The organism is Bacillus sp. SH7-1 (assembly GCF_008042405.1).
In the GTDB taxonomy this organism is placed as follows: Bacteria; Bacillota; Bacilli; order Bacillales; family Bacillaceae_G; genus Bacillus_A; species Bacillus_A thuringiensis_N.
In genome coordinates this window covers 516870-528826 of the sequence record NZ_QNUD01000007.1, presented here as the reverse complement: position 1 = coordinate 528826, position 11957 = coordinate 516870, and the positions used below count along the sequence as shown (strand labels likewise).

Here is an 11957-nt window from a genome sequence, read left to right as displayed (position 1 = left end):
GGCTTCTTCAGTTTTTTATATTTTTTTATATTTTTTTAAATACTTGCTGTAGCAGCTATGTTATGAACACAAGAAATAAACTCATAAGTGAATGCGTCAATTTCCTCTTTCGTAATAATATACGGCGGAAGTAATCGAATAATATTCCCTTGTGTTACATCGACTAACATTCCTTTATTCATTAACTCAATCTGCAATTTCTTCACTTTTTCATTCGTGTCATTCACACTTATCCCAAACATCATCCCCGCATGACGCACTTCCTGAATATAATAAGAATTTTCTTTCTGAATGTCTTGCAGTTTGTCATTCAAATATAGTGACGTTTCATATGCTTCTTGCATTAAACCATCGTCAAGTAATGTATTTAATACCGTTAAACCTAAAGCCGTTCCCATTGATGAATGAGCAAATGTTGTGCCGTGGTCTCCTGGTGCAAATACATCACATAACTTTTCACCTACAATAATTCCACCTAGCGGTATTCCGCCTCCTGCTCCTTTACCAATTTGAATAATATCTGGTGTAATATTGAAATTTTGATAAGCGAATAGTTTTCCTGTTCTCCCCATACCACTTTGAACTTCATCAACGATAAGTAGTACATTATATTTCTCACATAAATTTTGAACACCATGTAAATATTCACCCGATAATGGATAAATTCCCCCGCTTCCTAATACAGGTTCTAACATAATTGCAATTGGATTTTCATGAATAATTATTTCTTCTAATTGCTCTATATTCTCGCGCTCAACTTCATATACCGGGATCGATGTTTTAGGGAAATTTTGATATACACTTTCTTGTCTCGTAAAATGAAGTGCTCCTAACGTACGCCCGTGGAAACTATTCTTCAGCACTACAATTCCTTCACGTTCTTCATGTTTAATAGCTCTATATTTATCAATTAATTTTAATGTCGTTTCTGTCGCTTCCGTACCTGAGTTTGTAAAAAAGACCTTTCCGTTTTTTAAAGAGCTTTCAACTAATTTCTTTGCATACTCAATCGCAACTGGATTTAAAAAATGAAACGGTAGATGCAACGACTTCATAACTTGATCCATCGTTGTTTGCACGATTTTCGGGTGATTGTATCCTAATACATTTACTCCTACACCAGAAAACATATCTAAATACTCTTTACCATCCACATCATAAAGCTTGCATCCTTCTCCTCTTTCTATCGCAACCTTCGTACGACAATACGTTGACATCATATATTCTGTATCTAATTGAAACCAATCCGACATTTTTAATTCCTCCTAGTTATTTTCCCAGTTTATTTATGTTCATTTTCTATAAAGAAAGTCATGTATAAATTCATTTTTAAGATTGAAATTTTAATAGTAATGTTCTTCCCGATATTCATTTTTCCATAATTTCTTCTATTTCAACAGGTCCACTACATACGCGTTTTTCTCATCTAGCGGTCTGTTACTAATTTGAACTTAGCGTGTTATACATAATCAAGGCTATGAAATCATATTTAGTAACAATGGACAAAAAAATTTGGAGGCTATATTGATGGATGAAAACTATGATAAACAGAGGCAATCTCTACTAGGGAAAGACTTTAATGATAATGGAGAACGTAACGAACAAGCTATACTTCACTCTCAAACAGTTGGTTCACGTGGACCTGTTTTAGAGCAAGATAGTGTGCTTCACGAGGCGTTACAAGAATTTATTCACGAAAAAATTTTAGAAAGACCTGTTCATGTAAAAGGATTTGGTGCGTTCGGTTATTTTCAAACGATCTATCCAATGTCTGAACATACTAAACTAAGTTTTCTACAAAATTCTAATGAGAAAGTTCCTGTTATGGTTCGATTTTCGTTAGCTGTTAGTACGAAAGGAACACCTGACACATCTAGAAATGTACGCGGTTTTTCCACAAAATTTTATACAAAAGAAGGTATTTTCGATTTATTATGTAATCACATTCCTGTCTTTTCTGTTCGCGATCCGATGCGTTTCCCTGAAACCATTCAAGCGTTGTCACCTTCACCTAAAAATAACTTAATAGACCCTAATAGATTTTGGAGTTTTGTCGCTAGAGCGCCTGAATCCATTCATTTCGTTGTCCGTTTGTACTCTGATAATGGTACGGCCAAAAGCCTTCGTCACATCCCAGGACATAGTGTAAATACATATGTTTGGAGAAATGCAGAAGGAAATCGAAAGTATGTAAAGTATCATTGGTACCCATTTGAAGGTGTACAATTCATTACTAGCGAGGAAGCAAATAAACTTGCTGCCGAAAACCCTGATTACAGCGGGAAAGATTTATATAATACAATTGCAAATAGTAAACCAGTGGAATATGGTTTATATGTCCAGCTTATGGACCCAAAAGACGAAGCGCATCTTTCTTACGATCCTTTAGATGATACAAAAATATGGGATGAAAAAGCATATCCTCTTATACCAGTCGGCAAAATGGTATTAAATAAAAACTCTGAAAATTATATGGAACAAGTAGAAAAAGTCGCTTTCTCCCCTTCTAATTTACTTGACGGTGCTGAATTATCAGATGATAAAATGTTGCAAGGACGTGCGAACATTTATAGTGATTCTCAAAGAAGAAGAATTGGTCCTGAATTTCGGAAATTAACGATTAACAAGCAACAAAATTGGACACCCGCTAATCAAATAACGAGCGGTGACGGAAGATACGTTGAAGGTAAACTTGAGAGAACTTCTATAACGAAACAAGATGACTTTACACAGGCTGGTGAATTTTATGCAAAGTTAAAACCGATAGAAAAAGAACATCTTGCTGAAAACTTAGCTAGTGATTTGAAAGTTATATCCGATGATATTAGGAAAATAGTTTTGGAGTATTTCAATCAAGTATCAACTGATTTGAAAACAAGCATTGAGACAAAAATGAAAGAGCATTAAGAAGATTAAAACATGCATTACGAATGAGAATTCCAATCAATATTAATTATTTTCTTGTCAAAATCTAATGAGGTTATTTAATTTAACAATATAAAATCAATATACCCTTGTTCTATAATTAGAACAAGGGTATATTGAAGTAGTTTAATGTTTAACATTAAATACCTTACTCAGCTAAAAAATACAATAAGTAGCCTTTCAAAACAAACTATAGTAAACTATTTTACTTGCACCGTATAATTCCCTGTTCCACCACCATACTTATATACACTTAAGTAATATTTCCCTGGCTTTGCATTATAATTTCCAAGCAATTTGTTTCCATCAAGTTTTGTTGCATAAGCTACATAATTATTTAGATCTGATTCAGAATATAATACCCAGTTCAGTCCAAGATTTTGTTCGTTCGTAACAGAAATCTGTAAATCTTTTTGATCCTTTACATCAATAACAAATTTATCTCCCTGATCTTGATCGCTCAAGGTTCCTCTTAACAAAATATTCAAAGATAGTGGGTTTGCTGTTTCAAATGAATTATTTGGTTCTTTTTCTACCGCCGTACCTTCTTCCGTATTCACTCCGCTAAACACAACATCATATTCATATTGCCCAGCATTATTTACACGATAATTTACAAAATAAGCAGTCAATGTTTTATATCCAGTCCACTCTTTTCCTGAAAGACGTTTCAACATATCATTTGTTGCTTCATTCATCACTTTCCAGTCCTCAACTTCTCCTTTAGCTGCACTTCCTGTATATGTCCCCTGTAGTGTAAATGTATTAAAGAATTGTGATTTATTCTTTGTTACTTTCACATCTTTTAATTTCGCTTCATTCGTAATATCTGAAGTAACGTCCGAAAGCGATTTTGGATCATGCTGAGTTAAATACTCATCTGATACTTGTGGAATTGTATACTTATCGCGATTATCAATAAGCATTTGCATATAAGATTGATATTCTTCATTTAACTTATTATCTTTGCTTAATGTAGCACGGTATGCATCGTAACTTGAAACATCATTTGCGCGAATTAAATCATGCACTTTATCGAACATTTCTGGGCGCTTATTATACATATATGATTGCAGTGCAAACGAATAATTATAAAAATCCCACGTTCCATATTTCGCATTTAATGTTTGTGATGCTGTATAACGTTTTGCAGGATCATTAGATAACCCACCAATTATACTTTTTCGCGGTACTACACTATCTAATCGCGTTGCACCTGCAAAGAACTCTGCATTCCCTTCTTCAAACCATGTTAAACGTTCATTTTGATACATTTCCCCTTGGCCCCATAATCCCTGAACTTCGTACCTTCCCTGTAAGTAGTGCGTAAATTCATGGCGGAACAATTCTTCCAGACTATAAATACTTTGCTGTGGTGTACGTTCATATGTAAAGAAAGTCCCTGTCCCTTCAATATAAATCCCACCATTATTCGTTTCATATCCGTACAGTTGACGATTAAATTGATACTCATCTGGGCTATTATAAATAACCATCGTTAACACATCATCAGCATGTCCACTTTCAAGTGGTTTATCGCTACCAACTGTACGATAAAATTGCGAACGCACTTCTTTTGCCGCCCAGTATAGACGTTTAATTTTCTCTTCGCTAACTTTATCCCCAGTTTTAAAGACAATTGTTCCATCATCAAACGTATACGTTTTCGGTAAATATTTCTTTTTACCCTCTTCTCGAATTTGATCTAAATTTACAGTTTTTCCGTTCGCATCTATTCCTCCATAATTTGTAGTAATTTGTTCTGCCGCAACAAAGTATTGCTCCCCTAAATATGGATAAATTCGCATTGCATCTGTAACAACTTGTTGCCCTTTTGTCGGCGTGCTATGAAGCTTGCCCAATCGGCCAGCATAGTAAATTCCGTTATTTATTAACCATCCATTTTTATCCGATACAGTACCAATAAGTGCGAAACGACTTACTTCATTAATAAAGTTATCGATATTTCGATACCACATTGTATCTTTCGGCTCTTTTCCAGTCGTGTACATATCCGTCTGAATATCAAAGTCAATTCCCTTCATCAACTCATATATAGCGTCTCCTTTTGTTCGGTCTTCAATGAAAGTTGCAAGATTATCGTTATATTGTTTGAAAATTTCACCTGCATATAAAACTGTTTCAACATCTGCTGATGCATTTCCAATTAATTTTCCATATGATGCAATTACTTTATTTTGTTCTGATGTACCAAGTTTGAAATTTGGATTTTTTGCAATTGTTTTTAAAGCTGGTAAACATTTATCATGGTAGCTACGCTCATTTAGTTTGCTTAATTCATCATGGTAAAAACCTAAATAAAATGCTGCACGTAGAGCTTCTACTAATGTTTCAATCCCTTTTGAATCATCTTTCGTATAAGCTTGTCCTTGTTCTGCTAGTTTATTAATAATTGCTTGCATTCGGCTATCATCTTGATAGAATTTAAGACTATCACTATTAAACTGAAATAACTCCGGAATTTGATACCATTTAATTGTCACAAGAAGATCAGTTAATTGTTTGTTATTTAATTGATTTAACTCAGCCATCGAATACTTTTTTTCTTCAGCTAACGGTTTAATATTATCGGTTAGTGCTAGTGGACGCTGCGATAAATCCGCTAATTTTAACCGTTTTGTAAAAGATGCATTTTCTTGTACTTTTGAAGGATGCGCCAATTCATCAACAGATTTCTGTATTCCTACCGGCTCCATTTGTAATACGTTCTTCACATTTTTCTCTTTTGTCTCTGCTTGAATTTGCAAACCATTACATGTTATTGTCACTAGTCCAACACCAAGAATCCACTTAGAAATTTTCGAATATTTAACCATACCATTGCCCCCCTAATAATTTAAAAGAAAATTCTGAATTTTAAAATCAAAAAACTCTTATTTGTAGGTATTTACATTTCCGCTATAAATACAACTATGATCAATAATGCAATAGTAGCTTGTTTTATACTATTACGATTACAGATTCCTTACATACAATCTCCCTTCCTTACATTTAATACAAGCAAAAACTGTGCCAATCATATTTCTTATGAATAGCCAACATTCTTTTATAAATACTGTAGAATAAAATATACATAGGTGGTTCGGCAATGTATAAATCATTTGACACAAAATCTAATGTTTATGAAGAACAAATTCATTGAATGTTATAAGTTCATTAGCCAGTAAATAATTTTCAACTAACAACATCCCAAATTTTTAAATCTCTCAAAAAAAGGTAAACAAACATATTCCATAAAGCTAATATGTTCGTTTACCTTTGTTATTTCATATCAACAACAAAATATCGTTGAATAAAAACAGCATTAATAAGTATTTTGTTATTCATTTCTCTTTTTCATATATTCTTTTTCACATTGCAACGGCTTGAATTTCACTTTTTTCCCTTTCTTCTTTTTCGTTTTTATAACAAGCCATTCCCCATTTTCAACATCTAAGTTTAAGTGTTTCATTACATTGATATTATCTTTTTCTTTATAAAGTAAAAATGCTTCTTGCGCCCTCACAAATAAGCTGGGTTGCTCGCTAAATCCACCACTATCATAAATTTTAGTTAGCGAATTATAATAAGAATCATTTTCCTTTCCACCATACATCAAATGGGCAGCCTCCAGATCTCTTTTACTTACTTCCAAAAAACTATGTTCATCAATATTTAAATTAAATGTGGATTTAATGTCCTGTATTATATTCTTCACATACTTTTCATCTCGAATTTTCCTTTCTTCAAGACAATCCGAAGATAACCTTGGTGCATCTGATTGGGAGTGTACAACGTGTTGTATTGATACACACAGAATAAATATGCTTAAAATGTATAATATTTTTTTCATATTTACATATCACCTCAAATGATTTATATACTGTATCATTTGAGGCTTACAATATTCTTATGCTAGAAATGAGAAAGATCCTATAAAATAAATCTTTTATAGGATCTTTCCGTCTAATATTGATTTATTACATTCACCGGCGAAGCAACTACCTTTCCACTTTTCACATCATATAGCCCTATAGGCGTTACCCTTATAAAAGGCAAATGCGTCGCAGAAAAGAATAAAATTGTAAATGCGGGATCATCATACGCGTAGCCACGCTCTTGTAGCAATTTCACCATCTGTTTCTCTTTTTGTATTAATTCACTCATTTTTAAATTAGACATAATCCCGAGCAATGGTAATGCTATTTCGTGTAATACTTCATTCTTTTCAGCTATTACCATTCCCCCGCCAAGCTCTTTTATCCTTTGAAAAGCTATAAGCATATCTCCTTTACTCTTTCCAACAAGAATGATGTCACCTGTACCAGAATAAGAGCTAGCAAGCCCACCTAGTTCTTTCGCAAAACCTTTCACAACGGTATTTACTCTCCAACTGCCATCACGAGCAATCATCATAAGGAAACATTCATCATGATCTGTGGACAATTCATCACATTCTATGTTGATTTCACTAGTATATAATTTTGTTATAACGTTATTTAATAAGTGTATGCCTGTTTTATTTGAGAAAATCATATCCTCTTTTTCTATTGACCAATCTAATGATAATGGAGTTACTTTACATTTATTCCAGTCTATATGTAATGATTCATGTGTATTTACACCGTCACGCTTCACCCATTGCCCCTTTGCAATAACGCTCGCTGGTACTGGGTTTTCTTTACTTTCTAAAATATTGATATTAGCAATTCTACCTGTCGCGATTGAACCATGTATATGCTCCATATTATAATAACGAGCAATATTATAACTTGCCATATGATACGCATCTATTACTGGAACACCTTGCTTTATAGCAGTAGTAATCATTACATTCGTCATTCCGTTTTCATAAAAGGACGGATGAGAACCATCTGTTGTGAAAAAGAATCTATCAAATTGCTTCACACCTAATTCCAGTAATTCTTTTAATAAAACTTCTAAATCTGGTCGGATTGAAGAGTTTCTCAGCGAAACAGTGTAACCTTGCATAAGACGAGTTAATGCTTCCTGCCCTGTCATCGCTTCATGATCACAATCTGTACCTAACAGTTTTAATTTCGCTAACGTTGCTTCAGATGCTCCTGGGAAATGTCCTTCTACTTTTTTCTGTAATCGCTTTGTTTCCTGCACCCAATTTAGCATTTCATCATCGCCATGTAATAATTTTGGCCATGCTGTTAGCTCTCCTCCTTGAAGAACTGCTTCATGCTGTAGCCACTCTATTATTTCTTCACTATTAAATAAAGATTCCCCATTTTGCAATTCAGTTTGTCCATCAAAACGGCACCACCAATACATACTAGCTGGAATCTTTTTAAATTCATCTAATAAATGAAATGATTCTTCACGCTTTAATGTGAAAAATAGAGTTAAATTATCATTAATAAAAGTTGTTGTTCCAAATTGCATCGCATGATTCGCTAACGTCTCTGGATTATATAATTGATATGGATGTGCATGCGGTTCTATGTAACTAGGAACTGCATACTTTCCATCACAATCAATGACTTCACATTCATATAGTTGCTCTGGCAACTTTTCTCCTACATATATAATACGGTCATCATAAATCCAAATATTTGCTTGCATCCATTCACGTATATAGGAATTTAAGTATGTTGCATTCTTTAATAATTTGTGTGGACTTCTTGTACCGTCTATTATTTCAACATGTTCTCGTAATTGCTTGTTACTCCATCTAAACTGATTTTGTCCCAATGTATTTCACTCCAAATCAATTTACTTTTTTATTAAAACAAAATAATTAACAAACTAAAGTATTATCCATTCATAACTCCCCTGTATAGCCCCTATACCCCTCATTATATTGAATACTTTTAAAAATAACAATTTTCAAAATAGAAAAACACCTCTTTGCCCCACAATAAAAAGAATGTCATGCAACTGACATTCTTTTTATTTTTATACTAAACTATAAGATTGAATTGTACCTTGAAATACTCTTGTATCATATTTATGTTCTACATATACTTAATACCATACCATGAATGTTAATACTGTCCTTATTTGCGAAATTTAAAAAGCATCACTTTTATTTACAACTATTATAGAAACCTATTCGCTTTCTCATCATCTATTTATTAAATTCAACTTGCATCATTTTATCAAACTGTTTAAGAATATCAACCGGACCTAAAGAGTTAACATTGACAGCAAATGTATGCTTGCCTCCAATTACTCCACCAGCAAAAGTCATAAACCCAGGAATTGATCCTCCGTGACCCCATACTGAGACACCATTTGGAAGTTTAGTCTCATAGATTCCAAGACCATATCCATCACCAACCCCTTTTCCTTCTACAGGAACTGTAGTAAGCATTTCTTTTAGCTCGCGTTCCTTCAGTAACTTACCACCGAGTAAAGATGAAAAGAACTTGTTTAAATCATCCGCATTAGAAATCATATCTCCAGCTGCATTAGCTAAACTCGGATTATAATACGTAATGTCTTTCAGCTCGCCTGTTTCTTCCATTTTCACATATCCACGAGCATGATTCTTTCCTGGGATGACGGGTGAATTTCCTGGTAAAAACGTATTTGACAAATCCAAAGGTTCAATAATTCGATTTTCAATTTCTTCAGCATAACTATTACCAGTTATTTTTTCAATTAGCATTCCCAATATTACATATCCTGTGTTTGAATACAACCAGTCTTTGCCCGGCGAGAAATCTGGAGGCAGAGAAAGCCCTATTTTCACTATTTCTTCTGCTGTATACGTTTTTTTCGAATTCATTACGTCAGCGTCTTTTGACTTTAAATATTCAGCGATACCACTCGTATGATTCAAAAGTTGTCGTATCGTAATTTGATTTCCATCATACCCATTTCCTTGCACGAGACCCGGCAGCCACTTTTCAATTGGATCGTCAAGTTGTACGCGATTTTCTCCTACTAATTGAAGAACAGTCGTGGCAGTAAAAGTTTTCGTCACACTACCAATCCGAAAGCGATAATCTGATTTCACCGGTTTCTTTGTATTTAAATCCGCCACACCAGCAGTATAACTATTAATTTTCCCTTTATTAGACGTCTTAGCTAATACCCCTGGCGCCCCAATTTGTATTGTTTCCTGCATTACTTGTTTCCATCCATTCCGATTCTTTTGATTAGGTTCTTGTGACGAATTAGAAATACTTTGAGTAGACTCTGCTTTCACAGTAAAACCAGGTGTAAATAGAGTAGTACCCGCTAATAAAACTGTCAAACTCGCTAACTTCATTGAATTACATTTTTTCATAAGGTTTTCTCTCCCCCTATTCATATCATATTGATTCAAGCTATACTTTTATCCTATATGATAAAACTCTCTTTTTTCTTATCCATTCCTTACGAAATACTTACGTTCAAAGTTTGATACGATCTGCTGAGAAAGAATTATGTATGAAAATAAAAAGGGCATAAAAAATAAGGAAAGTCCCTTAACTTCCCCCGTTTTTATTTCACCTTATCTTAATTATTTTAAGATGATTCATTGTGTTCGTATTAAAATGAATAAAAAAAGAACGTGTTTTCATTTTTTATGTAAACACGTTCTTTTTTATTTAAGCAATTAATCTATATTCACCTTTACCATCCTGCACTAGCGTTCATACCATTTCCGATAATAGAAAGTAATAGTGGCCATAATACTGGTCCTAACGTAAGCAGTAGATTTAGAAGTATAAGTATTCTATATACACCGGTGAAATTATGATTTTTACGATTAACAAATACGAGACTGACTAATGATAGTATGGTCGTTAAAAATAACACTAACATTACCAACCAATACCACACCATTAAACTGAGACTCCATGGTGTTAATAGCTCGTGTATGATACAAAATGAAATTCCTAACACAGCAAAACTAAAGCTAGTCACCGCTGTTTTTATAAGCCATTTATTTATTTTTTTGTCGTATGTAGTTTTACAATATAAATCTATTAAAGTGAATAAAGATAAATATGCCATTAATACGCCTATCCAAGACAATAACCAGTCTCCGTCCCCTTTGAAAAATAAGAACAGTAACCAACACATACCTACTGCTGAAAAAACAAAGGAAATAAGTATGCTTTTTAATACCGATTTCATTACACATTCACACCCTTAAAAAACTTAAAAATTAATTATAATTTATAAAAATTAAGAATAGGTTAACATGTAATGAAGTATAAGTAAATAAAGTTAATTTACAGTTAATTTCATTTTCTTATTTGAAGGCAGTTTTATATATGAAAATGATTCATGATAATCAAATTTCTCTACAAAAAAATAAAGGTGGATATTTACATATCCACCTTCCCATCTCCCTCTACCCACTTCATTATTTTTTCCACATCTAACTCCGTATACGTCTTTTCACCATAACGAACAGACTCATATAACGAAGTAATATTTCTCGTTCTACTAATTCTTTTTAACCACTGTTGCATCGTTTCATAGGATCTTCTCTGCTCATGAAATGGTAATGTTCTTTCCCATTCAACTAACGTTTTTCTTATCGTATCTGTCGGTAACGGCTGCTCTGACTGATTAATGACTTTCTTGTTATTTTCGGTTCTTACCGTATTTTCTTTTGTTATCGATTTTTTCTCCTGTTCTATTTGAGATTTCGTTACCTTTTTCCTAACAGATTTATAAAGAAAATATATAATTATCCCTGCAAGCATTACATAAAAAACTATACTAATCCATGAATTTGAAAGTACAGAAAGCACATCACTCCATGAATTCTCCCGTTTGAAAAGCGGGATTTTCCTATTTATTTTCGTTCTTGTATCTACAACTCCTGTTTCTTCATCTATAATTCTTTCAGGCTCATCAAACTGTTCGTTTATACTAGTAAAATCATAATTTCTTTCCAACATTGTCTCCGTCTTATTAAAAAAACGTTCTTTTACTATGTCTTGCACATACACAACACCTTGTGATAACGTTATTGTACTAATCGCAAAAAAAAGTATGATTAAAGCTCTTACACTCCACAACTTCACTTTCATATGCCGCGCTTTATTCACCATGAC

8 protein-coding genes are annotated in these 11957 nt (G+C 33.3%); 1 reads left to right on the top strand and 7 read right to left on the bottom strand.

What is annotated here, in order from left to right:
- Positions 1-35 precede the first annotated feature (35 nt).
- Positions 36-1253, bottom strand: a complete 1218-nt coding sequence (locus tag DN390_RS08950; RefSeq protein WP_147807180.1) for an aspartate aminotransferase family protein — start codon at positions 1251-1253, stop codon at positions 36-38.
- Between the two features lie 274 nt (positions 1254-1527).
- Here DN390_RS08950 and DN390_RS08945 point away from each other — a divergent pair, with 274 nt between their 5' ends.
- Positions 1528-2907, top strand: a complete 1380-nt coding sequence (locus DN390_RS08945) for a catalase (RefSeq protein ID WP_147807179.1) — start codon at positions 1528-1530, stop codon at positions 2905-2907.
- 218 nt (positions 2908-3125) lie between these two features.
- Here DN390_RS08945 and colA read toward each other — a convergent pair whose 3' ends face one another.
- From colA to DN390_RS08915, 6 genes are all read right to left on the bottom strand, one after another.
- Entirely contained in the window at positions 3126-5762 is a 2637-nt protein-coding gene (gene colA / locus DN390_RS08940) for a collagenase ColA (RefSeq protein ID WP_147807178.1), read from the bottom strand.
- A 503-nt stretch (positions 5763-6265) separates the two neighbouring features.
- Positions 6266-6778, bottom strand: coding sequence for a hypothetical protein (locus tag DN390_RS08935; protein ID WP_147807177.1), 513 nt, complete (start codon positions 6776-6778; stop codon positions 6266-6268).
- A 113-nt stretch (positions 6779-6891) separates the two neighbouring features.
- Positions 6892-8646, bottom strand: a complete 1755-nt coding sequence (locus tag DN390_RS08930; RefSeq protein ID WP_147807176.1) for an adenine deaminase C-terminal domain-containing protein — start codon at positions 8644-8646, stop codon at positions 6892-6894.
- 376 nt (positions 8647-9022) lie between these two features.
- Positions 9023-10189, bottom strand: a complete 1167-nt coding sequence (locus tag DN390_RS08925) for a serine hydrolase domain-containing protein (RefSeq protein WP_147807175.1) — start codon at positions 10187-10189, stop codon at positions 9023-9025.
- Positions 10190-10518: 329 nt separating this feature from the next.
- Complete coding sequence (locus tag DN390_RS08920) at positions 10519-11025, bottom strand: DUF3902 family protein (protein WP_147807174.1); 507 nt, start codon at positions 11023-11025, stop codon at positions 10519-10521.
- Positions 11026-11219: 194 nt separating this feature from the next.
- A complete protein-coding gene (locus tag DN390_RS08915) occupies positions 11220-11954 on the bottom strand; it encodes a signal peptidase II (RefSeq protein WP_147807173.1) in 735 nt (244 codons plus the stop codon).
- Between the last annotated feature and the right edge of the window lie 3 nt (positions 11955-11957).

Excerpts from the sequence above, each read along its gene's own strand:
- DN390_RS08950 (WP_147807180.1), bottom strand. The coding sequence starts at position 1,253 with ATGTCGGATTGGTTTCAATTAGATACAGAATATATGATGTCAACGTAT.
- DN390_RS08945 (WP_147807179.1), top strand. The coding sequence starts at position 1,528 with ATGGATGAAAACTATGATAAACAGAGGCAATCTCTACTAGGGAAAGAC.
- DN390_RS08915 (WP_147807173.1), bottom strand. The coding sequence starts at position 11,954 with ATGGTGAATAAAGCGCGGCATATGAAAGTGAAGTTGTGGAGTGTAAGA.
- colA (WP_147807178.1), bottom strand. The coding sequence starts at position 5,762 with ATGGTTAAATATTCGAAAATTTCTAAGTGGATTCTTGGTGTTGGACTA.
- DN390_RS08920 (WP_147807174.1), bottom strand. The coding sequence starts at position 11,025 with ATGAAATCGGTATTAAAAAGCATACTTATTTCCTTTGTTTTTTCAGCA.
- DN390_RS08925 (WP_147807175.1), bottom strand. The coding sequence starts at position 10,189 with ATGAAAAAATGTAATTCAATGAAGTTAGCGAGTTTGACAGTTTTATTA.
- DN390_RS08935 (WP_147807177.1), bottom strand. The coding sequence starts at position 6,778 with ATGAAAAAAATATTATACATTTTAAGCATATTTATTCTGTGTGTATCA.